The following is a 23,945-nucleotide window of genomic DNA, read 5'->3' on the forward strand; positions in this document are numbered from 1 at the left end:
CATGCTGCATTTGTCCCGCCTCACTTCGCTGGCCCTGACGATCGCCCTGGTGATCGGCGCGCCCCTGGCTTTCGCCGACCAGGCCGCCCCGGCTGCACCTGCTGCCACCGCCGCGACCACCAAGGCGCCGTTGCCGCTGGACGAGCTGCGCACCTTTGCCGAGGTCATGGACCGGATCAAGGCAGCCTATGTCGAACCCGTAGATGACAAGACCCTGCTGGAGAATGCCATCAAGGGCATGCTCAGCAACCTCGACCCGCACTCCGCCTACCTGGGCCCGGAAGATTTTGCCGAGCTGCAGGAAAGCACCAGCGGTGAGTTCGGCGGCCTGGGCATTGAAGTTGGCGCCGAAGACGGCAACATCAAGGTGGTCTCGCCGATCGATGACACCCCCGCGTCGAAGGCCGGCATCCAGGCCGGCGACTTCATCGTCAAGATCAACGGCCAGCCGACCCGTGGCCAGACCATGACCGAAGCCGTCGACAAGATGCGCGGCAAGATCGGCCAGAAAATCACCCTGACCCTGGTACGCGACGGCGGCAACCCGTTCGATGTAACGCTGACCCGCGCGACCATTGTGGTCAAGAGCGTGAAGAGCCAGCTGCTGGAGTCGGGCTACGGTTACATCCGTATCACCCAGTTCCAGGTCAAGACCGGTGACGAAGTGGCCAAGGCCCTGGCCAAGCTGCGCAAGGACAACGGCAAGAAACTCAGCGGCATCGTGCTCGACCTGCGCAACAACCCAGGCGGCGTGCTGCAATCGGCGGTGGAAGTGGTTGATCACTTCATCACCAAGGGCCTGATCGTCTACACCAAGGGCCGTATTGCCAACTCCGAACTGCGCTTCTCGGCCACCGGCAACGACCTCAGCGAAAACGTGCCGCTGGCCGTGCTGATCAACGGCGGCAGCGCCTCGGCGTCGGAAATCGTCGCCGGCGCCCTGCAAGACCAGAAACGCGGCGTGCTGATGGGCACCACCAGCTTCGGCAAAGGCTCGGTACAAACCGTGTTGCCGCTGAACAACGAGCGTGCGCTGAAGATCACCACTGCTTTGTACTACACGCCGAACGGCCGCTCGATCCAGGCCCAGGGCATCGTGCCGGACATTGAGGTGCGCAAGGCCAAGATCACCAACGAGATCGACAGCGAGTACTACAAAGAAGCGGACCTGCAAGGTCATTTGGGCAATGGCAACGGCGGCGCCGACCAACCGACCGGCAGCGGCAAGAAAGCCAAGCCGATGCCGCAGGACGACGACTACCAGCTGGCTCAGGCACTCAGCCTGCTCAAAGGCCTGAGCATCACGCGCAGCCGTTGATATGCGTTTTGCCCTGATCATCGCGGTGCTGTGCAGCCTGGCAGGCGTCGCCCATGCGACGCCTGCCGGCGAGCCGCACAAAGCCTACCTGACCCTCATCATCGACGACCTCGGGCAGAACCTGCCCCGGGATCGTCGCGTGCTGGCCCTGCCTGGGCCGGTCACCACGGCGGTCATGCCCGACACACCCCACGCCGCCGAATTTGCCCGCGAGGCACACAAAGCCGGCAAGATCGTGATCCTGCATATGCCCATGGACCCGGCGACCGGCCCCTTCGCCTGGCACCCTGAGCTGCCCATCGAAGAACTCGCCAAGCGCCTGGACGCTGCGTTCAAGGCGGTGCCCTACACCGCAGGCATCAACAACCACATGGGCAGCCGCATGACCGCGCAACCGGTCGCCATGGCCTGGTTGATGGCCGAGCTGCAACGGCGCAACAAGTTCTTCGTCGACAGCCGCACCAGCGCGCAGACCGTCGCGGCAGCCGAGGCGCAGAAGATTGGATTGGCCCATGTCTCGCGGGATGTATTCCTCGATGACGAGCGCACTGAAGCAGCGATCACCACGCAATTGCAGACCGCAATCAAGCTGGCCCACAAGCAGGGTTCGGTCGTGATGATCGGTCACCCTTACCCGCAAACCCTGGCGGTGCTGGAGCGCGAGCTGCCCAAACTTAAGGCTCAGGGCGTCGATTGGATCGATATCAAGTTGATGATCAGCGTGCGCAGTAACCAAGCGATGGCGGGTCACGGCAAAAACGGCACCTACCTTCCTGCGCGTAGATAGATACAGCCCGGCAATGCGCTGACTGCTCGATAGTTGATGCTCCCATCAACTGGAGAGCCCATCATGAAGCCTCTGCAATTCAACGACCTGCTCATCAGCTTTACCAGCGAATTCCTGCCCCTGTGGAACGACAAGGGGTCCAGCGCGCACGAAGCCGTCGGCCTCTGGCGGCCCAGCATGACATCCGACGCGCTGAACCCGTTTTACGCCCTGGGTGATATTGCGGTGGGTCACTATCGCAATATCAACCACAGCAAGATCGTCGCCGTCGTGAGCGACGCGAATAAGGTCGACGGCACGGCCCTGCGTGCGCCCGTTGACTATCAATTGGTGTGGCACGATGAAGGGACTGGCGCTCACGCCAATTTTTCAATCTGGCGCCCGCTGCCCCCGGAGGGTTACGTCACGATGGGACTGGTGTGCGGTGTCGGCTACGACAAACCTTCGCGCCATGCCGTACGCTGCGTACGAGCAGACCTGGTCGTAACAGCTCAAGCGGGCGAACTGATCTGGAATGATAAAGGCAGCGGCTCCGCCAACGATTTCAGCGCCTGGTCGGTCATCCCTCCCGGTGCATCTCCCGGCGAAGCCTACCTGGCACCTGGCACCTTCCTTGGCAGTGACAGTTATGCCAGGCCAAGCGTAGAGACCTACGCGCTGCGGCTGGCGCTGACCGCGCAACTCAGCGACCTGCCGGCACCTCCCGCCCTCATCGGGCATGAAAGCCCTGCTGCGGATGACACCACCTCAACGCTTCAGGTGTGCGAGCTGCCGTGGTTCTGTGTAAAAGACCCGGAGCTGACTGCAGTCGAACAGTCTCAGTCGTCGCCCACCTATCGCCTGGAGCGCACGGACCGCCACCTTATCGCCGGCTTCGGGCACAACACCGAGGCGACCAGTCAGCCGTTCATGTGGACGGCCACCAAGGGCGAACTGGGAGGAAATGCCAAGGCCCTGGCAGCCAACACCAGCATCGACCTGAGCAACGAGTGGCCCGTGTACCCACATGCCTTTGAGTTGAATTTTTCGGCGCATCTGGACCGAGACTTCACGCACACCCAACGCTCGGCGAAAGGCTGGAGCCACGCCTCGCCGCTGGAAATCATCACTTACGTCCCGCCAAACAAAGCCGTCGCGGCTTACCTTGTGCGCAGTGAGTATTGCCTGCTGCGTCAGGACGGCAGCCAGGTTTCAGGTACCGTCAGCTACACCAATGGTGATCACATTTATATGAGCGAGTCTTCCGAGGCCGCGCCATTGCCGGATGAAGCGCCTCCAGCATCAGAAGCCCCTCAAGCAGAGCCGAACCTAGAGGTAACGGGCCATGATTTGATCGATAACGCCCTCATCCCGTAACTGATCAAGCGCCGCCTGCAGCTTGCTCACCACTTCATCCGGCACGTCTTTATTCAACGCCAGGTAAAGCTGGGCACTGTTGAAGCGCAAGACGGTTTTAAGCTGGGTCACCCCGACCTGGCGGGCTAGGTAACGACCCGCCGGGTCACCGGTCGCCCACAGATCAATCTGGCCTTCCACCAGCTTTTGCGCATTGTCTTGGTCACGCAGTGCAACGACCGGGTTAAGGCCCTGCTTTTCCAGCGTTTCAGCAATGGCGTCGCCCTTGTAGGCGCCGATCTTGTAGCGGCGCGCGTGCTCAAGGTCGGTCAGTTGGATCTTGCTGTCGGCCTTGGCCAGTAGCACCCAATCGTCCGGACCGATAGGGCCGACCCATTTGAATAACGCCTCGCGATCCGGCAAACGGGCCATCACGAATACGCCATAGCCAGGTTTTTCCAGGGCGAGCTTGTAGATGCGCTCCCAAGGAAAACGCAGGGTGAGGTTGTAGGAAATGCCGGCACGCTTGAAGGTCTCGCGCACGATGTCCACGGCGATGCCTTCGATGTTCTCGTCCTTGGCGAAGTTCTTGCCGTTTTTCGCCATGTTGTAGGGCGGGAAGTTTTCCGTCAGCAACACCAGGGAGGCGTCAGACGGTTCTTCGGCGTTGGCCGAACCTGCCAGCAGAAGGGAAGTACTGGCGAGGACGAGCAGCAGGGTCTTGAACATGAAGGCTACCGGAATCCATGGCAAGCGCAGAGAGTGCCGCGCACTTGCCATGGTGTCCAGCAGCGTTTAGCGAACGACGATACCGCGCGCCGCCATGTAGGCCTTGGCCTCGGGAACGGTGTACTCGCCAAAGTGGAAAATACTCGCCGCCAGCACCGCGCTGGCGTGGCCTTCGATCACACCATCGGCTAAATGCTGCAGGTTGCCGACGCCGCCGGAAGCGATCACTGGAATGCCCAGCGCATCGCTGATGGCGCGGGTCACGCCCAGGTCGAAGCCGTTTTTCATGCCGTCCTGGTCCATGCTGGTCAGCAGGATTTCACCGGCGCCGAGGGCTTCCATCTTCATTGCCCACTCCACCGCGTCCAGGCCGGTCGGCTTGCGACCGCCGTGGGTGAAGATCTCCCAGCGCGGGGTTTCGCCCGGGCCGGAGACTTTTTTGGCGTCGATGGCAACGACGATGCATTGCGAGCCGAAGTGCTGCGCTGCTTCGCCGACGAACTCCGGGTTGAACACCGCTGCCGTGTTGATCGACACCTTGTCCGCGCCGGCATTGAGCAAGTTGCGGATGTCCTGCACGGTGCGCACACCACCGCCCACGGTCAGCGGGATGAATACCTGGCTGGCCATGCGTTCGACGGTATGCAATGTGGTGTCGCGGCCGTCGACGCTGGCAGTGATGTCGAGAAAGGTAATCTCGTCGGCACCTTGCTCATCATAGCGACGCGCGATTTCCACCGGGTCGCCGGCATCACGGATGTTCTCGAACTTGACGCCCTTGACCACGCGACCGTTGTCGACGTCCAGGCAAGGGATGATGCGTTTGGCCAGCGCCATGGTCAGTCCTCAGCCGTTGTAGGCGTCGCAGTAAGCCTGGGCTTCGGCGACGTCCAGGGTACCTTCGTAGATCGCGCGGCCGGTGATGGCGCCGATGATGCCGGGGGCCTTGGCGTCCAGCAGCGACTTGATGTCGCCCAGGTTGTGAATGCCGCCGGAGGCGATCACCGGAATCTTTGTCGCAGCGGCCAGCGCAGCGGTGAACGGCACGTTGCAGCCCTGCATCATGCCGTCTTTGGCGATGTCGGTATAAACGATGGCGGACACGCCGTCGGCTTCGAACTGCTTGGCCAGGTCAATCACTTGGATGGTGCTGATTTCAGCCCAGCCGTCGGTGGCGACGAAACCATCCTTGGCGTCCAGGCCCACGATGACTTTGTCTGGGAATGCGCGGCAGGCTTCGGCGACGAAGGCTGGGTCTTTCACGGCCTTGGTGCCAATGATCACGTAGCTCACGCCAGCCTTGACGTAGTGCTCGATGGTTTCCAGGGAGCGGATACCGCCGCCGATCTGAATCGGCAGGTTCGGGTAGCGTTTGGCGATCGCAGTGACCACCTCGCCGTTGACCGGTTGGCCTTCGAAGGCGCCGTTCAGGTCCACCAGATGCAGACGACGGCAGCCCCCTTCCACCCATTTGGCAGCCATGCTCACCGGGTCATCGGAGAACACGGTGGAGTCTTCCATGCGGCCTTGGCGCAGACGGACGCAGGCGCCGTCCTTGAGATCGATAGCGGGGATAATCAGCATCTGGCAAACCTTATTCGATATTCAGCAATGCTTGGGAAATCAGGGTTTCTCAAGCGACCACAGGTCGCTTTCGATGCTTTCGAACCTTTCTTTAAGGAGCGTCTGCGTATCGAAAATCGCTCTGTTGTAATAGTGCGGAGCCACTTCGGTGGTGAACAGCTCAAGAATCTCGGCGACCTCGAACGAGCCCAGCTTGAGCTCGAAGCGGTCTTCCATGAAGCGCTTGATCTTGAGGGTAGCCTCACTCTCCTGCTCGGGGGTGAGGTTCAAGATCGGCTGCTTCGGCTTCCTGGCCATTACCAGCGACCATCCCAGGCGGCGAAGTTCTGCAGCAATTGCAGGCCGTGGGTATGGCTCTTCTCCGGGTGGAACTGCACGGCAAAGCGCGAACCTTCGGCCAGCGCTGCGGCGAAGTCGACGCCGTAGTGTCCGCCACCCACCACCTGGCCCGGTTGACCGGCGGCGATGTAGTAGCTGTGCACGAAGTAGAAGCGCGCCATGTCCGGCACTTCGTGCCACAGCGGGTGATCCACGGTCTGGCGGACCTCGTTCCAGCCCATGTGCGGGACTTTCAGGTGTTCGCCGTCTTCATGCAGGTCTTTGCCAAAGAACTTCACCTGACCCGGGAACAAACCGATGCAGTCGACGCCGTCGTTCTCTTCACTGCTGTCGAGCAAGGCTTGCATGCCCACGCAGATGCCGAGGAACGGACGGTCCTGGCTGACTTCGCGCACCAGGCTGTCAAAGCCCAGGCGGCGGATCTCGGCCATGCAATCGCGAATCGCGCCAACACCAGGGAACACCACGCGGTCGGCCTCGCGAATCACGTTGGCATCGCTGGTGATCAGCACCTTGCCGGCACCGACGTGCTCGAGGGCCTTGGCCACCGAGTGCAGGTTACCCATGCCGTAATCGATAACCGCGACCGTCTGCATTACAGGACGCCCTTGGTCGAAGGCATCTGCCCGGCCATGCGCTCATCCAGCTCGACGGCCATGCGCAGCGCGCGGCCGAATGCCTTGAACACGGTTTCGATCTGGTGGTGGGTGTTGGTGCCGCGCAGGTTGTCGATGTGCAGGCTGACAAGTGCGTGGTTGACGAAACCCTGGAAGAATTCCTGGAACAGGTCGACGTCAAAGCCGCCCACGGTGGCGCGGGTGTAGGGCACGTGCATCTGCAGGCCTGGGCGGCCGGAGAAGTCGATGACCACACGCGACAGCGCTTCGTCCAGCGGGACATAGGCGTGACCGTAGCGACGGATGCCTTTTTTGTCGCCGATAGCCTTGGCAAACGCCTGGCCGAGGGTGATGCCAACGTCTTCCACCGTGTGGTGGTCGTCGATATGCAGGTCGCCCTTGCTGACGATATCCAGGTCGATCAGCCCGTGACGGGCGATCTGGTCCAGCATGTGCTCAAGAAAAGGGACACCGATATCAAATCGGGCCTTTCCGGTGCCATCCAGGTTGATCGAGGCTTTGATCTGGGTTTCCAGAGTGTCGCGCTCGACGGACGCCTTACGTTCGGCCATCACCAGCTCCGCAAAATCATTGGGCGAAAAAGGCAGCCATTATAGGGGCGCGGGCGCTAAACAGAAACATCGGAGGGGATAAGACTGACGAGTTGAAGCGAGAGATGTCGGGGATAGACATGTGCATACATGTGAGAGCCAGTCGTGTAGTGAGCGGGCTTGCCCCGCGCTGGGTGGCGCAGCCGCCCCAACCCAGGCACCGAATTCTCCAGTTAAAACGCGGTGTCCGGTTTTGGGGGCGGCTGCGCCACCCAGCGCGGGGCAAGCCCGCTCACTACAGGTTTGGTGCTAGCGGAACAGTACCGCCGTCTTCTGCAGGGTCACCCACACACCCCACGCCAACGGAATACCCACCACCAGCCAGGCGGCAATCGCCAATGGCACAGTGCCGGAAGCCGCTTTCCACTCCAGGGAAGTGGTCGCATCCGCGCCTTTGTCATGGCCAAGCGCCTGTTCGGCGGCCAATTCGGCATCGGTCATGAAGTACTTGTCGGCCACCGGACGCACCAGCAGGTTGCAGATGAAACCCAGCACCAGCAGGCCGGCGAGGATGTACAAGGTGATGTCGTAGGCCGCCGCGCGTTCAACGCCAATGCTCAGCTGATACTCACGCAGGTAGTTCACCAATACCGGACCCAATACGCCCGCAGCGGCCCAGGCGGTCAGCAGGCGACCGTGGATCGCGCCAACCATTTGCGTACCGAACAGGTCAGCCAGGTAGGCCGGAACGGTCGCAAAACCACCGCCGTACATCGACAGGATGATGCAGAACGCCGCCACAAACAGCGCCACGTTACCCAAATGCCCCAGGTTCGGGATCAACGCGTACAGGGCAAAGCCCAGGGCGAAGAACACGAAGTAGGTGTTTTTACGCCCCAGGTAGTCGGAGAACGACGCCCAGAAGAATCGGCCACCGATGTTGAACAGGCTCAACAACCCCGTGAAACCTGCTGCGATGGCTGCGATGGACGCCAGTTGACCGGCATCCAGCTGACCAAACGGTACATCCACACCCAGCAGCTTGCCGCCGAACACTTCCTGCAGCAGTGGCGAAGCCATGCCGAGGATGCCGATACCGGCGGATACGTTCAGGCACAGCACCAGCCAAACCAGGCGGAATTGCGGGGTTTTCCACGCCACGTTCACGTGCACGTGGCGGTGGGTGATCATCGCGTTGCTGGCTTTTTTCGCCGGTGCGGTCCAGCCCTCAGGTTTCCAGCCGGTTGGCGGAACGCGGTAGGACAAGGCGCCGCCGATCATGAACACGAAATAGATCGCGGCCATCACCAGGAAGCTCTGCCATACACCCACGCTGTCTGGCGTTGCGAAGTGCCCCATCAATGCGGCTGCCAACGGGGCGCCAACCATCGCACCACCGCCGAAGCCCATGATCGCCATACCGGTGGCCATGCCACGCTTGTCCGGGAACCACTTGATCAGGGTCGATACAGGCGAGATATAGCCCAGGCCCAGGCCGATACCGCCGATGACCCCGGAGCCGATCCACATCAGCCAGATCTGGTGGGTATAGATACCCAGCGCCGAGATCAACAGGCCGCCACACCAGCACAACGCCGATACAACACCGGCCTTACGTGGCCCGGCATGTTCCAGCCAGCCGCCCCAGATGGCTGCCGAGCAGCCCAGGAAGATGAAGAACAGGGTGTAGATCCAGCCCAGCATGGAGATGGGCCAGTCGCATTGGGACGAGAAGACTTGGGCGATGAAGCTCATGTCCGGCGCACAAGCAACCGGCTTGGTGATACCCAGCGCCTTGGACAATGGCAGCCAGAACACCGAGAACCCGTAGGCCATGCCGATGCAAAGGTGGATAGCCAGGGCGGCCGGTGGAACCAGCCAGCGGTTGAAGCCGGGCTTGGCGATGATGCGTTCCTTGGACAGGAACGCTGGCTTTGCAGCAGATGAACCTGCCGCAGTGCTAGTGCTCATTGGTGTTTCCCCCAGTTGTTAGTATGTGTCCGTCAGGCGCTCTCTCCCTCGGCCTTGCACGCAAAGCGTGGCCGTTTTGTTGAGTGAAGCTCCATTTTAGGCGCGACCTTAGGTCGCAGAAGGCGGACGAACGTGCAGAGATTAGCACCTGTCGATGACAGAAAAACCAAAGTGACATCACCTTTTTCAGGAAATTTGTTTATTTGACGCCAAAAACCCGTTCCCCCACCGCTGGATACAATGTAACGATCGGAGCACTGACGCAGGCCGTCGGGCGTTATACTCTGCGGCTAAATTTTGAAATCGACATACAAGGACTCGCCCATGAAAGCGTTCGGCAAAATCCTGGGTCTGGTACTTCTCGGGCTGTTGCTGATCATTGTGGCTCTAGGCTTTGCCCTGACCCATCTCTTCGATCCCAACGACTATAAAGACGAGATTCGCCAGATTGCCCGCGACAAGGCCCACATCGAGCTGACGCTCAATGGCGACATCGGCTGGAGCCTGTTCCCCTGGCTTGGCCTGGAACTGCACGAAGCCAGCGTGGCAACCCTGACCGCACCGACCCAGCCCTTCGCCGACCTGCAGATGCTCGGCCTGTCGGTACGCGTGCTGCCGCTGCTGCGCCGCGAAGTGCAGATGAGTGACGTGCGTGTCGAAGGTCTCAACCTGCGCCTCAACCGCAACAAGGAAGGGCACGGCAACTGGGAAGACATCGGCAAGAACGTGACAGAGACGAGCGTCGGCAGCCCTGGCTCGGTTGAACAACCGGCCGAACCCGAATCGGACAAGCCGGCAAAACCCATCCGCCTGGATATCGACAGCCTGACGGTCAACAACGCCCGCATCGAATACAACGATGAGCAGACCGGCAAGCAGTTCAGCGCCGAAAGCATCCAATTGAGCGCTGGCGCCGTGCATGAAGGCGCCAGCATCCCGGTGAAACTCACCGCCTTCTTCGGCAGCAATCAGCCGGTGATGCGCGTCAAGACCGAACTCAACGGCAACCTGCGCATCCAGCGTGCGCTCAAGCGCTACCAGCTTGAAGACATGAAGATCACCGGCGAAGCCACGGGCGAGCCACTGCAAGGCAAGACCGTGACCTTCTCGACCCAGGGCCAACTGTTGGTGGACCAGGCGGCGAATATCGCCGAATGGACCAACATGAAGCTCTCGGCCAACCAACTGCGCGCGTTGGGCGAGCTGAAGGTCAACGACCTAGACAAGACCCCGCAGCTCAGCGGCGCCCTGTCCATCGCCCAATTCGACCTGGCCAAGTTCCTCGACAGCGTCGGCCACCCGCTGCCGCCAATGGCCGAGGGCAGCCTGAGCAAGGTCGAACTGGTCAGCCGCCTCAAGGGCACGCCAAGCAGCATCGCCCTGGAAGACCTGAACCTGAAACTCGATGGCAGCACCTTCACCGGTCGCGTCGCCGTGGAGGATTTCGCCAAGCAATCCCTGCGCGTTCAGCTCAAGGGCGACACGTTCAATGCCGACAACTATCTGCCGGCCAAGTCCGAATCCGCCAAGGGCGCAGCCGCTGCCCGCCAGGCCGAAGTGCAGAACAGCGAAGCCGGTGCCATGGCTGCCGGCGGCACCACACCGCTGCCCGAAGCGCCGACCAAAGGCGCCTGGAGCACCGACAAACTGTTGCCATTGACCCGCCTGCGCACGCTGGATGTGGACGCCGACCTCGCGTTTGGCCAACTGACCCTGAGCAAGTTGCCGATCCAGAATGCCGTGCTCAAAGCGTCCGGCATCGATGGCCAACTCAAGCTCGACACCCTGAGCGGCGGTCTCTACAACGGCACCTTCCAGGCCAACGGCAACCTCGATGTGCGCCAGGATATCCCGGTGCTCGCGCTGCAAAGCCGGATCAAGCAGGTACCGGTCGAACGCATCCTGCAAGCCCAGGGGCAAACCCCGCCGGTGAAGGGCCAGATCACCCTCGACAGCAACCTCACTGGCCGCGGCAATAGCCAGAAAGCGCTGATCGACAGCCTCAACGGCACCGCCAGTTTCGTGATCAACAACGGCGTGCTGCTCAACGCCAACCTTGAACAGCAACTGTGCACCGGCATCGCCTTGCTCAACCGCAAAACCTTGAGCAGCACACCGCAAGGCAAGGACACGCCGTTCCAGGAACTGAAGGGCAACCTGACCTTCCGTAACGGTGTCGCCAGCAACCCGGACCTGAAAGTGCGCATCCCGGGCCTGACGGTCAACGGTAATGGCGATGTCGATCTGCGCGTCCTGGGCATGGACTACCGCGTCGGCATCATTGTCGAAGGTGATCAGCGCGAAACGCCGGACCCGGCCTGCCAGGTGGGCTCCAACTTCCAGGGCATCGAAGTGCCGCTGCGCTGCCGTGGCCCGCTGGAGCTGGGCGCCAAGGCGTGCCGCCTGGACAAGGACGGCCTTGGCCAAGTCGCGATCAAGGCGGCGGGCAACCGCCTCAACGAGAAGCTTGAAGAGAAGCTCGACAAGGTTAACCCGAAGCTCAAAGACGCACTGAAAGGCCTGTTCAATCGATGAGAAACGAGCAATTTTCAGAGGCGGTGCTGAACTGGTACGACCGCCACGGTCGCCACGACCTGCCCTGGCAACAGGGCATAACGCCTTATCGGGTGTGGGTCTCGGAGATCATGCTGCAGCAGACCCAGGTGAGCACCGTGCTCAATTATTTCGACCGCTTCATGGCGTCGCTGCCAACGGTCGAGGCCCTGGCGGCTGCGCCGGAAGATGAAGTGCTGCACTTGTGGACCGGGCTGGGGTACTACACCCGGGCGCGCAACCTGCAAAAGACGGCGAAGATTATCGTGGCCGAATACGGCGGCGAATTTCCCAAGGATGTCGAGAAGCTCACCGAGTTGCCCGGCATAGGCTTGTCCACCGCCGGAGCGATCGCCAGCCTGAGCATGGGCCTGCGTGCGCCGATCCTCGACGGCAACGTCAAACGCGTGCTGGCACGTTTCACCGCGCAGGAGGGCTACCCGGGCGAACCCAAGGTGGCCAAGCAACTGTGGGCCACCGCAGAACGCTTCACGCCGCATGATCGCGTCAACGCCTACACCCAGGCGATGATGGATATGGGCGCCACCCTCTGCACCCGCAGCAAACCCAGCTGCCTGTTGTGCCCGCTGGAAAAAGGCTGCGAAGCGCACATGCTCGGCCTGGAGACGCGCTACCCGATCCCCAAGCCGCGCAAGACCATCCCGCAGAAGCGCACGCTGATGCCGCTGCTGGCAAATGCCGAAGGCGCGATCCTGCTTTACCGTCGCCCCTCGACGGGTCTGTGGGGCGGCCTGTGGAGCTTGCCGGAGCTGGATGACCTGCAAGACCTGGAGCACCTGGCCAACCAGCACGCGCTGGCACTGGGCAAGCAACAGGAACTGCCGAGCCTGATTCACACCTTCAGCCACTTTCAGTTGGCTATCGAACCCTGGCTGGTCCAGGTCGAGGAATCCGCCCATCACGTGGCCGAGGCCGACTGGCTCTGGTATAACCTCGCCACCCCGCCGCGCCTGGGCCTTGCCGCCCCGGTGAAAAAACTGCTGAAGCGCGCGGCCGACGTATTGAATGCAGGAGTTTCGTCATGACCCGCACCATCATGTGCCGCAAGTACAAAGAAGAATTGCCAGGCCTCGAACGCCCTCCGTACCCAGGTGCCAAGGGCCAGGACATTTTCGAGCACGTCTCCGCCAAAGCCTGGGCCGACTGGCTGAAACACCAGACTCTGCTGATCAACGAAAAACGCCTGAACATGATGAACGCCGAAGACCGTAAATACCTGGCAGGCGAGATGGACAAGTTCTTTTCCGGCGAGGAATACGCCAAGGCAGACGGCTACGTGCCGCCTGCTCAATAATTGATCAAAAACCGGGGTCGGCACGTAAGCGACGGTAATAATTAAATATTTTTTGAAAACTTGCTTGACGACCCCCTGAAAAACCCGTTTAATGCGCCCCGTTGCCCAGATAGCTCAGTCGGTAGAGCAGGGGATTGAAAATCCCCGTGTCGGCGGTTCGATTCCGTCTCTGGGCACCACTAATTAGTTTCAGGTGGTGCTAACGTCATCTGAAACACACAAGAAACCCGCCTAGTGCGGGTTTTTTGTTGCCTGGAATTTGACTTAACCCAGTGGCGATTTTGATCTGGCACTTCGCTCACTTCAGCAAAAACACCATCAGCGGATTATCGTTCAACCGCCCTTCAAAACTTGGAGCGACGTCCTCCAGGGATGTCCCTTGCAGCAACGCCACTTCCTTGCGCGCCACAATCACCCACGCCGGCCGTGGCAAAGTACCTAATCGGTCAAGCTCATGAGCCCCCACAAACACCGGCCGCTCATCGTGATCCAGGTTCATCATGTAGCGCACTGCCCAGGTATCCCGGCCAAGGTTGATAAACACCAAAGGCCCCGGCTGCGTAACGCGCAGTGCTTCCACCTGGCCGACAAACTGCCGCGTATCGAACTGCAGGTCCTTGGCCGGTTCTACCACCATCACCAACAACAACCATTGCGCCAACAAAGCGATCAGGCTGAGCCACACCAACCGCCCCACCCGCCGCCAGGCGATCAACGTCGCCACCTGTAGCAGCGCCAACGCGCTGATCAGCAGCGGCAGTGAAACATCTGGCCAGTCACCATGCTTCTGCCAGCCATGCCGACAGACAAACACTGCCACCACGCACAACGCCGGTAGCGCCGCGACAAGCCCTTCGTAACATCGGCGCACGCCAGCGAGCCAACCTTGCGACTGAAGCAGCCCATAGGCCGCGACAGCCGCAAACATCGGCACCATGGGCAGGATGTAGTAAGCGCGCTTGAAGTGCGGCACCGACAGCCCGAGCAAGATCATCATGCCGCAGGCACCGAGCCGCACCACCAATTGCATATCGCCCTCGAACCGCTCGGCCCAGCGATGACGCAGCGCAATCATGGTGGCCAGCGCCAACGGCACCACCGGGAAGTAGCGATACAAGCTCAGCTGGAAGTAAAAATAGAACGGCTCACCGGTTTCATCGAGGCGTCCGCCCACCTGCATCTTGAACACTTCATCGGCAAATGCGTCACCACCGCTGAGGCGCGCCAGTTTCACCAACAGCCACCAACAGGCTGCCAACAACACCAGGCCGACGAGGCCATGAATGAGCACTTGCTTCACGCGCTCGCCAGGCTTGCCCAGCGCCCAATACACGCACACCACGCCACAGACTTCGATCAACCCCAGTGGCCCGCGTATGGCAAAGCCCAGAATGAACAACGCAAACACCGCCAGCCGCCTCCAGCGTCCACCACTGTGCAGCAGGTAAAAACTGCCTACACAGAGCAACGCTACCATCTGGTCCAGGCAGACCGAGCGGGATTTTTCGAGCAGTTGGGTGGTGAGCAACGTCAGCAGCACGGTGAGCAGCGCCCACTGGCGATTCGCCGGGACGAGCAAGCGATAGATCAAGGCAACCACCCCAGCGGACGCCAGGGCGGTGGGCAGCACATTCGCCAGATGGTTGGGCGCACCAAATAGCCGTGCGAACACGAAGCTGAAAAAGGTCGCGGTGCCGGGGTAATCCGCGTAGGGCTGACCATAGGTAGTCGGGAAAAGGCTCGCACCATGGCGAAACATTTCTTGTAGGAACAGCGCCCAGCGTCCGTCAAACCCTTGGGGTTGCTGATCCCATATACCCAAGGTGAACAGCAACAGGGCAAACAGGAAAATGCCCAGGGATTCCAGGCGAAAACGGTTGCGGTGATCCATCGGTTGACCTGTCAGGTAAGGGGCGCCGACTTATGGTGCCGACTGCCCTGCTGAATAACGCCTGAACAGACCTGAACATTCCCGCGCTTACCGACCTGCGGGCCACACCCACTTAGGGATCAACCGAACGTAAATCAACTCGCCCACCAGCTCGATCAGGGTTTGCAGGATCACCGCCGTCGCCGCCAACCCGCGCACATCCTCGGGCAAGGCCAGCGCCAGAGGCAATACCACCAGCGAGTTGCGTGTCGACGCGCTGAATGTCACCGCCCTGGCCGTCGCCGCCGGGAGTGCAAACAACCGCGAGGCCAACACGCCCATCAGCGGCGCCAGCACCAGAAAACCGACATACACCGGGATCACCGGCAGCAACAGGTTGATATCCCGTACCACCGATGTGATTTGCGAGCCGATCACCACAAACAACACCACCGCCATCGCCGGCACCGGCAACCACGCCCAGCCACTGTTCCAAACACTGACGACCGACGATCGCCGTGCCAGGGAAGTCGTCACCACCGCCAGAATCATCGGCACCACGATCAACAAGAGAAACGCCTCGAAAAACGGCCTTGCCTCCACCACCACCTCGGATTGGGCGCCGAGCATCACACTCAGATAGATCGGTAACAGCACCAATTGCAGCAGCAACAGCACCGGCGTAGCCGCCAGCATCAACCGCGAATCGCCCTTGCCGATATGGGTAAACACCACCACGTAGTCGATGCACGGGGTCAGCAACACCAGCAACGCCCCTATCAGCAATGCCGGACGCCCGACCAGACTCTGGGTCAATGCCCACACCAGCAGGGGCACCAGGATGAAGTTGGCGAGCAGTAGTGCCGACAGGAAACGCTTGTTACTCAAGCTCTGGCGCAGATCCAAAAAAGGAATTTGGAGGAACATCGCGTACATCAGCACCGCAATGGCGGGCGTGACCAGCGCGCTGAGGCCGTGGGCAAGTGAGGGTGCGAGCAGGCCAAAAGCGGCGGCCAGCAGCACAGCTACAAAGTAGACCGGGATCTGGTTGTGTTCGAGGGTGTCGCGGGTCATGGCCTGACTCAGATCGATCGAAAGTTCGTCAGCCTATGCACCCAAACGGATCACGTCGAGCATCGTGACAGTCTCCGCGCCCAGGGGAGCGAAATTTGTTAGTTTCAATTCTTTATAAAAAGCGCGTGAGCTACCAAGCCCTCATAGAAAAGCGCAAGGAAAGAGTCGCCCTATGCACCTGCCAACCCGTCCCGCCCCCGAAGCGTTCCGTGAGCCCGCCGCTGACGGCTACCCCATCGGCGGCTTCACCTGGCGCCACCTGCGCACCGCCCTCGAACGCCCCGTCGTCGTCATCAACGCCGCCACCTCCGTACGCTGCCGCCACTACGCCCGCTTCGCCGACTACCTGTTCATCAACGGCCTTGACGTCATCACCTACGACTACCGTGGCATCGGCGAATCCCGCAGCGGGTCACTGCGTGGCTTCAAAGCCTCATGGTCGGATTGGGGCGTGCTGGATTTCGAGGCGATGCTGCAGCGAGCGCAACGGGAATTTCCAGGGCAGCCGATTGATGTCGTCGGCCACAGCTTCGGTGGCTGTGCAGCCGGGCTCGGGGCGTCGGGCGCGATCATCCGGCGGGTCGTGACCGTAGGGGCGCAGTTTGCGTACTGGCGCGATTACGCAGCAAATGAGCGTTGGCGGATGTTTGCCAAATGGCATGTAGTGATGCCGCTGGCGACGGCGCTATGCGGGTACTTCCCCGGCAAACGCTTGGGCTGGCTGGAGGACACGCCAGCGGGCGTGGTGCGGGACTGGAGCACGCTAACGCCCAGGTTTGAAACGCGACCCAGCGGGCGAACCTTGGGTGAGTTGCCATTCAGTCGCGTGAAGGCGCAGATACTGGCCATCAGCATCACCGATGATCCATTCGGGACCGTCGCAGCCATCGAGCGACTACTGGGTTACTTCGACAGCAGTGAGCGCACTCATCTGCGGATCGCGCCTGCAGATATTGGCGAAAAGGCAGTCGGACATTTCGCATTTTTTCGCAGCGAGCATCAGGAGAGGCTGTGGCCGATTGCATTGGTGTGGCTGCAAAACGGCCAATTAGCTGCGGACCCCCTTGGGATTTCCCCCAACCTGCGCTTCAATACTCCCCCAGTTTCAGAACCCTAGGACGCTAAGCCCATGGCCTCGCCAGACAAGCAGCAAAAACGTGCCCAACGGGCAAAGGCCAAGGCCAAGCAAAACCGTACCCAGCGCGCTGTCGCGACCAAGCCGGATGCGTTTGCCGGTGATGACAGCCGCATTGACCTTGAGTCAGTGGATTTGACCGAGCTGTTCGTAGAAATGCGCGCTGCAGGCGAAACCAGCCAGCAAGCCCTCTGCGCCGTGTTCCTGGCCCACCCGTTGCTGGCGCTGGTGCTTGAGCAGGAAGGCGAAGAAGAAGCCACCGACTTTATCCTGGCGGCGCTGATCGAGTATCGGCAGTGGGCCACGGACACTGATGATGAAGCAGCAGCACTGGCGTGGATTGAGTCGCCAGAGTTCCAGGCGGATTACGTGGCGGCATCCCAGGTGCTGACCAGCTCGCAAGACTGACACCGGACAAAATGTGGGAGCCGGGCTTGCCCGCGATGGCGGTGTGTCAGCCGACGAAGATATCGACTATCAGTCCGTCATCGCGGGCAAGCCCGGCTCCCACAATGTTTAGTTCAGCACCGCAGCACCCGCTCTCTGCGCCTTGCGCCGGCTGGATACAAACAATCCCGCCAGCACCACCAGCAAGCTCAGCACCCCAGTCGCGATAATCTCGACCCGATGCGCTTCCTGGAACAGCATGATGGTCAGCGTGCCCACGATGAACACCATCACCGCGTAGGTCAGGCCCGGGAACAGCCACATCTTGAAGACGATCTTCTCACCCGCCGCCGCGCGTTTCTGGCGCATGCGCAGTTGCGACACCGCGATCACCAGATAGACCAGCAATGCAATGGCGCCCGAGCTGGCGAGCAGGAATTCGAACACTGCCGCCGGGGCCACGTAGTTGGCGAACACTGCCAGGAACGCTGCGCCAGTAGACAGCAGAACAGCCCAGTAAGGCGTGCCACTCTTGTTGGTGCGCTTGGCCACGGCCGGTGCATCACCGCGACGGCCCAGGGAGAACAGCATGCGCGATGCGGTGTACAGCGCCGAGTTCAGGCAGCTGGTCACGGCGACCAGTACCACCAGGTCGACAATCAGCTTGGCATTCGGGATGCCCATGCGTTCCAGTACGGTCTGATACGAACCCACCGCTGCCAGGGTCGGATCGTTCCATGGCACCAGGGACACTACGATGAAGATCGACAGCAGGTAGAACAGACCAATCCGCCAGATCACCGAGTTGGTGGCTTTGGTGATTTGCTGGCCTGGGTTCTTCGATTCCGCCGCCGCGATGGTGACGATCTCGGTGCCCATGAAGGAGAACATGGTGGTCAGGATCGCCGCCAATACCGCGCCCATGCCGTTCGGCATGAAGCCTTGGGTGTCGAACAAGTGCGAAACGCCGCTGACCTGGCTGGTTGGCAGGAAACCGAAAATCGCCGCAAGACCGAGGATCACGAAGCCCACAATCGCCACGACCTTGATCAGCGCAAACCAGAACTCGAACTCGCCGTAGTTCTTCACGCTGAACAGGTTGGTCGCGGTCAGCAACAAGGTGATGATCAGCGTAAAGGCCCAGATGGCCACATCCGGGAACCAGGCATGCAGGATGGTCGCGGCGGCGTTGGCCTCCAACGGAATCACTAGCACCCAGAACCACCAATAGAGCCAGCCGATGGTAAAACCGGCCCAGTGGCCGATCGCCCGGTCGGCATAGGTGGAGAACGAACCGGTGTCCGGCGACGCGACGGCCATTTCGGCCAGCATGCGCATCACCAACACCACCAGCGTACCCGCAGCGGCGTAAGCCAACAGTACGGCCGGGCCAGCGGCAGCAATCGCGTGGCCGGAGCCAACAAACAAACCGGCACCGATGACGCCGGCAATCGACAGCATGGTGACGTGACGCGGTTTGAGCCCCTGTTCGAGGTCATTGGAGCTTTGCGTACTACTCATTGACACACCTTTACGAGGAATTGCGAAAACGGTCCGCCCGGCCTGCGATCTTTCTCGTGAAAAGAAACCAACAGGGCGTTCTTTATTTTTTACGCAAGATTTGCGCCAAAATGTTACGGCGTCGCGATTGACGCGGGTTGTAGGAAGATTGAGCAGTCATCGCAAGTCATTGAGAACAATGGCATTCCGCTATACCGTTACCGTGCGACTCACTTTCAAGACGAATAAACGCACCATAAACACACACAAAAAGTACGTGACGCCCTACAAAAGGGCTGATAAGCACCGTTTGCCCGGTTAACCCTTCCAACCCCCGGCTAAAGCTGGCACCATCGCGCCCTTTTTTACGCGAAGCCTGCGGCTTTTCGGGTTCAAACGGTTGTTCGGTTGTTGATGGCGCGACACGCTGCTGTGCCGATGCGACACCCTGCCGCACACCACCTGTTTACCGCCGGCCGCGCTGTTGGCTGCCATCAAGACGCTATGCTAGCTTGGCGCCTCGCCAGGAAGGCGGACCAACAGCGAAGATCGCAACGAACACAACGAGGACCGCACATGGCCGAGGCCACGCCCGCGCTTGAAATCCGCAACTTGCATAAACGCTATGGTGAGCTGGAGGTACTTAAAGGTATTTCGCTGACCGCTCGCGACGGCGATGTGATCTCGATCCTGGGTTCCTCCGGTTCCGGCAAGTCCACCTTCCTGCGCTGCATCAACCTGCTGGAAAACCCGCACCAGGGCCAGATCCTGGTGGCCGGCGAAGAACTCAAGCTCAAGGCCGCGAAAAACGGCGAGCTGATGGCCGCCGACGGCAAGCAGATCAACCGCCTGCGCAGCGAAATCGGTTTTGTGTTTCAAAACTTTAACCTGTGGCCGCACATGAGCATCCTCGACAACATCATCGAGGCCCCCCGCCGTGTGCTCGGCCAAAGTAAAGCCGAAGCCATTGAAGTGGCTGAAGCCCTGCTGGCCAAGGTCGGGATTGCCGACAAGCGCCACGCCTACCCCGCGCAACTGTCCGGCGGCCAGCAACAACGGGCGGCCATCGCGCGCACCCTGGCGATGCAACCCAAGGTCATCCTGTTCGACGAGCCCACTTCGGCGCTTGACCCGGAAATGGTTCAGGAAGTACTTAATGTGATCCGCGCGCTGGCCGAAGAAGGCCGCACCATGCTGTTGGTCACCCATGAAATGGGCTTCGCCCGCCAAGTGTCCAGTGAAGTGGTGTTCCTCCACCAGGGCCTGGTCGAAGAGCAAGGATCGCCACAGCAGGTGTTTGAAAACCCGCTTTCGGCGCGCTGCAAACAATTCATGTCCAGCAACCGCTAACGGAGCAACATGCATGCAGAACTATAAAAAATTCCTTCTGGCCGCGGCCGTCTCGATGGCGTTCAGCGCCACGGCCATGGCAGAAACCTTGAAAATGGGGATCGAAGCGGCCTATCCGCCGTTCAACAACAAGGACGCCAGCGGCAACGTCGTCGGCTTCGACAAAGACATCGGTGACGCCCTGTGCGCCAAGATGAAAGTCGAGAAGTGCGAAGTGTATGTGTCCGACTGGGACGGCATCATCCCGGCCCTGAACGCCAAGAAGTTCGACTTCCTGGTGTCCTCGCTGTCCATCACCGATGAACGCAAGCAGGCCGTCGACTTCACCGACCCGTACTACTCCAACAAACTGCAGTTCATCGCACCTAAAGCCACCGCCGACTTCAAGACCGACGCCGCTTACCTGAAAGGAAAAGTCATCGGTGCACAACGCGCGACGTTGGCCGGTACTTACCTGGAAGACAAGCTGCCTGATACCGAAGCCAAGCTCTACGACACCCAGGAAAACGCCTACCTCGACCTGACGTCCGGTCGCCTGGACGGCATCCTGGCCGACAAGTACGTGCAGTACGAATGGCTCAAGAGCAAAGACGGTTCCGCCTACGAGTTCAAAGGCGACCCGGTGGTAGAAAGCGACAAGATCGGTATCGCCGTACGTAAAGGCGACCCGCTGCGCGAACGCCTGAACAAAGCCCTGGCGGAGATCAAGGCAGACGGCACCTACAAGAAGATCAACGACAAGTACTTCCCTTTCAGCATCGAATGATCTGAACGGTATGCCCGACGCGCTCATGTGAGCGCGTCGGCTTTTTGCAATGCCTGCCGCGATATGAAAACACCATGAATTTCGATCTCTACGGATTCGGCCCGGCGCTTGCCGCTGGCGCGCTGATGACCGTCAAACTGGCGCTCACGGCTTTGTGCCTGGGGCTGGTGCTCGGCCTTGCCGGGGCCTTGGCCAAGACTTCACCGTACAAGCCGCTGCAATGGGTGGGTGGCGCGTATTCGACCATCGTGCGCGGCGTGCCGGAACTGTTGTGGGTGCTGCTCATTTACTTCGGCACGATCAATCTGATGCGTGAACTGGGCGAGGTGTTCGGCATTCCCGACCTGTCACTCAGTGCCTTCGCCGCCGGGGTCATCGCCTTGGGCTTGTGCTATGGCGCCTACGCCACGGAAGTCCTGCGCGGCGCAATCATCGCCATCCCCAAGGGCCACCGCGAAGCCGGTTTGGCGCTGGGGCTGTCGAAAACCCGCATCTTCACGCGCCTGATCATGCCGCAGATGTGGCGCATCGCCCTACCGGGCCTGGGCAACCTGTTCATGATCCTGATGAAGGATACCGCGCTGGTCACCGTCATCGGCCTTGAAGAAATCATGCGTCACGCGCAGATCGCGGTCACCGTCACCCGGCAGCCCTTCACCTTTTATCTGGTGGCGGCCTTCATCTATCTGGGCCTTACTTCGCTGTCGATGATCGGCATGCACTTGCTGGAACAACGCGCCGCGCGCGGCTTCGTGAGGACGACGTAATGGAATGGGAAGTCATCCTCAAGTGGCTGCCGAAATTTATCCAGGGCGCCATCCTGACCCTGGAGCTGGTGGGCATTGCCGTGATTCTCGGGTTGCTACTCGCGATTCCCCTAGGCGTCGCCCGGGCGTCCAAGCGTTGGTATGTGCGCTCGCTGCCCTACGCCTACATCTTCTTTTTCCGTGGCACACCGCTGCTGGTGCAATTGTTCCTGGTGTACTACGGCCTGGCTCAATTCGATGCGGTGAAAACCAGCTTCATGTGGCCGTATTTGCGTGATCCGTTCTGGTGCGCCACGGCCACCATGACCCTGCACACCGCCGCCTACATCGCCGAGATCCTGCGCGGCGCGATCCAGGCGATTCCACCGGGTGAAATCGAAGCGGCCCGGGCACTGGGCATGTCCAGGCCCAAGACGTTGTTCTACATCATCCTGCCCCGTGCCGCGCGCATCGGCCTGCCCGCCTACAGCAACGAAGTGATCCTGATGCTCAAGGCCAGTTCGCTGGCGAGCACGGTGACACTGCTGGAGCTGACCGGCATGGCCAGGACGATCATCGCGCGCAACTATCTGACGGTGGATATGTTCTTCACCGCCGGCGTGTTCTACCTGCTGATGTCGTATCTGCTGGTACGCGGCTTCAAACTGCTGGAACGCTGGCTGCGCGTCGATGAATGCCAGGGACGTTGAGGCACGCTTCCAGGCGCTGGATGCGTTTCTGATCGAGCACCAAGGGCTGTGGAAACCACGGCCCTTTACGCATCGGCATCTACCCTGGGAAACCGAACATCCTGACCTCGCCGCCTGGCTGCGTCAACGTTCGTTGGCCGATGCGGAAACCAGTCACAACCAGCCGCATGATCTGGCGGCACCTGCTCCGTTTCCACAACTTGCCGCGCAAGCCCGACACCTCAGCGCTGTGGATCAATTACCAACGCAGCCGCTGGCACCCGCTCGCCATCGCCTGAACGTCGACGTCCCCGGCCGCAAATGGCAGCAAATCGAAGCGTTCGGCGCTGCCCTGCAGTTTGCGCAAACACCCACGCACTGGCTCGACTGGTGTGCGGGCAAGGGCTACCTTGGCCGTCGCCTGTTGCAAGCCGATCAAGCGCTGACCTGCCTGGAATATGATCCGGCGTTGATCGCCGCAGGCCAGGCGTTGAGCGATCACCATGGCCTGCCCGTTATCCATCGCCTGCAAGATGTGATGGCCGATGTGGCGCTCAGCCGTGAACACACGCCCGTCGCCCTGCACGCCTGTGGCGACCTGCACGTGCGCCTGCTAAAACTGGCCAACGCGGTCGGTTGCCAACAGCTCGCGCTGGCGCCCTGCTGCTATAACCGCATCACCGCCGACACCTACCAGGCACTGTCCAACGCAGGCCGCGCCTCAACCTTGCAACTGTCGATCGATGACCTTGGCCTGCCCCTGAGCGAAACCGTCACCGCCGGCAAGCGGGTGCGCTTGCAGCGCGACACATCCATGGCGCGGCGCCTGGGTTTCGATCAACTGCAACGCGAGCTGCGTGGCTGCGACGAATACCTGCCCGCGCCTTCACTGCCCACGAGTTGGCTGGACAAGCCTTTCGCCGACTACTGCCGGGAACTGGCACGCCTTAAAGGGTTATCCACAGGTGAACAGGAGTGGGCGACATTAGAGGCGTACGGCTGGAGCCGCTTGGCCGAGGTCAGAAACCTGGAATTGGTGCGTGGCCTATTTCGGCGCCCGCTGGAGTTATGGCTGGTACTGGATCGGGCATTGTTTCTAAGCGAAACCGGCTACAAGGTCGAAGTGGGCAGCTTCTGCGAACCCGCATTGACGCCGCGCAACTTGATGGTGCTTGCCGAGCGCGATTAAGGGGCAGAATTGTCGCACCACAGCCTGTGGATAACTCTGTTGATGGATTCTTTACAGAGCCTGTAGCAATCTGCGCTACAGGTCAAAAACCAAGCTGATCATTTTTTGTTCACAAAATAAAACACCCGCAAAACAGGCAG

The 23,945-nt window shown here is 60.7% G+C and carries 23 protein-coding genes and 1 tRNA gene; 14 read left to right on the forward strand and 10 right to left on the reverse strand.

Annotated elements, in window-relative coordinates:
- Position 1 precedes the first annotated feature (1 nt).
- The 3 genes from JBO08_RS20605 to JBO08_RS20615 all read left to right on the forward strand — a co-directional run bounded on the left by JBO08_RS20605 (position 2) and on the right by JBO08_RS20615 (position 3,461).
- Complete coding sequence (locus JBO08_RS20605; RefSeq protein ID WP_012721751.1) at positions 2-1,318, forward strand: S41 family peptidase; 1,317 nt, start codon at positions 2-4, stop codon at positions 1,316-1,318.
- A 1-nt stretch (position 1,319) separates the two neighbouring features.
- Positions 1,320-2,105 carry a divergent polysaccharide deacetylase family protein gene (locus tag JBO08_RS20610; protein WP_065875777.1) on the forward strand — a complete coding sequence of 262 codons (786 nt, stop codon included), beginning with the start codon at positions 1,320-1,322 and terminating at the stop codon, positions 2,103-2,105.
- A gap of 63 nt (positions 2,106-2,168) precedes the next feature.
- A complete protein-coding gene (locus JBO08_RS20615) occupies positions 2,169-3,461 on the forward strand; it encodes a Vps62-related protein (RefSeq protein ID WP_065875778.1) in 1,293 nt (430 codons plus the stop codon).
- Here the strand turns inward: JBO08_RS20615 and JBO08_RS20620 are convergent.
- The 7 genes from JBO08_RS20620 to JBO08_RS20650 all read right to left on the reverse strand — a co-directional run bounded on the left by JBO08_RS20620 (position 3,414) and on the right by JBO08_RS20650 (position 9,231).
- Positions 3,414-4,169: an ABC transporter substrate-binding protein gene (locus tag JBO08_RS20620; RefSeq protein ID WP_220074892.1), complete on the reverse strand. Its 756-nt coding sequence runs from the start codon at positions 4,167-4,169 to the stop codon at positions 3,414-3,416. The genes JBO08_RS20615 and JBO08_RS20620 overlap by 48 nt on opposite strands.
- Positions 4,170-4,235: 66 nt before the next feature.
- Positions 4,236-5,006 carry an imidazole glycerol phosphate synthase subunit HisF gene (hisF, locus tag JBO08_RS20625; protein ID WP_017138643.1) on the reverse strand — a complete coding sequence of 257 codons (771 nt, stop codon included), beginning with the start codon at positions 5,004-5,006 and terminating at the stop codon, positions 4,236-4,238.
- Between the two features lie 9 nt (positions 5,007-5,015).
- Complete coding sequence (gene hisA, locus JBO08_RS20630) at positions 5,016-5,753, reverse strand: 1-(5-phosphoribosyl)-5-[(5-phosphoribosylamino)methylideneamino]imidazole-4-carboxamide isomerase (protein ID WP_220078212.1); 738 nt, start codon at positions 5,751-5,753, stop codon at positions 5,016-5,018.
- Between the two features lie 39 nt (positions 5,754-5,792).
- Positions 5,793-6,050, reverse strand: coding sequence for a DUF2164 domain-containing protein (locus JBO08_RS20635; RefSeq protein WP_010213888.1), 258 nt, complete (start codon positions 6,048-6,050; stop codon positions 5,793-5,795).
- The gene (gene hisH / locus JBO08_RS20640) at positions 6,050-6,688 is read right to left on the reverse strand and encodes an imidazole glycerol phosphate synthase subunit HisH (protein ID WP_065875780.1); all 639 of its coding nucleotides are present in this window, start codon (positions 6,686-6,688) and stop codon (positions 6,050-6,052) included. Before hisH ends, JBO08_RS20635 begins: the two co-directional genes overlap by 1 nt.
- On the reverse strand, positions 6,688-7,281 hold the full coding sequence (gene hisB, locus JBO08_RS20645; RefSeq protein ID WP_017849940.1) for an imidazoleglycerol-phosphate dehydratase HisB: 594 nt from the start codon (positions 7,279-7,281) through the stop codon (positions 6,688-6,690). The genes hisH and hisB overlap by 1 nt, the downstream gene beginning before the upstream one ends.
- A 288-nt stretch (positions 7,282-7,569) precedes the next feature.
- Positions 7,570-9,231: an OFA family MFS transporter gene (locus JBO08_RS20650; protein ID WP_065875781.1), complete on the reverse strand. Its 1,662-nt coding sequence runs from the start codon at positions 9,229-9,231 to the stop codon at positions 7,570-7,572.
- A gap of 324 nt (positions 9,232-9,555) precedes the next feature.
- Here JBO08_RS20650 and JBO08_RS20655 point away from each other — a divergent pair, with 324 nt between their 5' ends.
- The 4 genes from JBO08_RS20655 to JBO08_RS20670 all read left to right on the forward strand — a co-directional run bounded on the left by JBO08_RS20655 (position 9,556) and on the right by JBO08_RS20670 (position 13,278).
- Positions 9,556-11,766 (forward strand): AsmA family protein, encoded by a 2,211-nt coding sequence (locus JBO08_RS20655; RefSeq protein WP_220074893.1) that lies wholly within the window; start codon positions 9,556-9,558, stop codon positions 11,764-11,766.
- Positions 11,763-12,830: an A/G-specific adenine glycosylase gene (mutY, locus tag JBO08_RS20660; RefSeq protein WP_065890265.1), complete on the forward strand. Its 1,068-nt coding sequence runs from the start codon at positions 11,763-11,765 to the stop codon at positions 12,828-12,830. The genes JBO08_RS20655 and mutY overlap by 4 nt, the downstream gene beginning before the upstream one ends.
- Positions 12,827-13,099 carry an oxidative damage protection protein gene (locus JBO08_RS20665; RefSeq protein WP_065875784.1) on the forward strand — a complete coding sequence of 91 codons (273 nt, stop codon included), beginning with the start codon at positions 12,827-12,829 and terminating at the stop codon, positions 13,097-13,099. Before mutY ends, JBO08_RS20665 begins: the two co-directional genes overlap by 4 nt.
- Positions 13,100-13,202: 103 nt before the next feature.
- Positions 13,203-13,278, forward strand: a tRNA-Phe gene (locus JBO08_RS20670).
- A gap of 119 nt (positions 13,279-13,397) precedes the next feature.
- Here the strand turns inward: JBO08_RS20670 and JBO08_RS20675 are convergent.
- Together JBO08_RS20675 and JBO08_RS20680 are read right to left on the reverse strand one after the other, a co-directional pair.
- Positions 13,398-14,990, reverse strand: coding sequence for a glycosyltransferase family 39 protein (locus JBO08_RS20675; protein ID WP_186754393.1), 1,593 nt, complete (start codon positions 14,988-14,990; stop codon positions 13,398-13,400).
- Positions 14,991-15,077: 87 nt separating this feature from the next.
- On the reverse strand, positions 15,078-16,043 hold the full coding sequence (locus JBO08_RS20680) for an arsenic resistance protein (protein ID WP_220074894.1): 966 nt from the start codon (positions 16,041-16,043) through the stop codon (positions 15,078-15,080).
- A 172-nt stretch (positions 16,044-16,215) separates the two neighbouring features.
- Here JBO08_RS20680 and JBO08_RS20685 point away from each other — a divergent pair, with 172 nt between their 5' ends.
- Both JBO08_RS20685 and JBO08_RS20690 read left to right on the forward strand, forming a co-directional pair.
- Complete coding sequence (locus tag JBO08_RS20685) at positions 16,216-17,160, forward strand: alpha/beta fold hydrolase (RefSeq protein WP_220074895.1); 945 nt, start codon at positions 16,216-16,218, stop codon at positions 17,158-17,160.
- 12 nt (positions 17,161-17,172) lie between these two features.
- Positions 17,173-17,586 (forward strand): hypothetical protein, encoded by a 414-nt coding sequence (locus JBO08_RS20690; protein ID WP_065875788.1) that lies wholly within the window; start codon positions 17,173-17,175, stop codon positions 17,584-17,586.
- A gap of 108 nt (positions 17,587-17,694) precedes the next feature.
- On the opposite strand, the gene gabP is transcribed toward JBO08_RS20690, so the two are convergent.
- Complete coding sequence (gabP, locus tag JBO08_RS20695; RefSeq protein ID WP_065875789.1) at positions 17,695-19,086, reverse strand: GABA permease; 1,392 nt, start codon at positions 19,084-19,086, stop codon at positions 17,695-17,697.
- Between the two features lie 555 nt (positions 19,087-19,641).
- Between gabP and JBO08_RS20700 the strand changes: the two genes are divergently transcribed.
- The 5 genes from JBO08_RS20700 (at position 19,642) to JBO08_RS20720 (ending at position 23,805) form a co-directional block, all read left to right on the forward strand.
- Positions 19,642-20,415: an ABC transporter ATP-binding protein gene (locus tag JBO08_RS20700; RefSeq protein WP_010213906.1), complete on the forward strand. Its 774-nt coding sequence runs from the start codon at positions 19,642-19,644 to the stop codon at positions 20,413-20,415.
- A gap of 13 nt (positions 20,416-20,428) precedes the next feature.
- The gene (locus tag JBO08_RS20705) at positions 20,429-21,181 is read left to right on the forward strand and encodes an ABC transporter substrate-binding protein (RefSeq protein ID WP_003187758.1); all 753 of its coding nucleotides are present in this window, start codon (positions 20,429-20,431) and stop codon (positions 21,179-21,181) included.
- Positions 21,182-21,255: 74 nt separating this feature from the next.
- Positions 21,256-21,948, forward strand: a complete 693-nt coding sequence (locus tag JBO08_RS20710; RefSeq protein ID WP_065875790.1) for an ABC transporter permease — start codon at positions 21,256-21,258, stop codon at positions 21,946-21,948.
- Positions 21,948-22,637 (forward strand): ABC transporter permease, encoded by a 690-nt coding sequence (locus tag JBO08_RS20715; RefSeq protein ID WP_065875791.1) that lies wholly within the window; start codon positions 21,948-21,950, stop codon positions 22,635-22,637. The genes JBO08_RS20710 and JBO08_RS20715 overlap by 1 nt, the downstream gene beginning before the upstream one ends.
- Positions 22,618-23,805 (forward strand): methyltransferase, encoded by a 1,188-nt coding sequence (locus tag JBO08_RS20720; RefSeq protein ID WP_065875792.1) that lies wholly within the window; start codon positions 22,618-22,620, stop codon positions 23,803-23,805. Before JBO08_RS20715 ends, JBO08_RS20720 begins: the two co-directional genes overlap by 20 nt.
- Positions 23,806-23,945 lie beyond the last annotated feature (140 nt).

Source organism: Pseudomonas sp. LAP_36 (assembly GCF_019456785.1).
Classification (GTDB): domain Bacteria; phylum Pseudomonadota; class Gammaproteobacteria; order Pseudomonadales; family Pseudomonadaceae; genus Aquipseudomonas; species Aquipseudomonas tritici.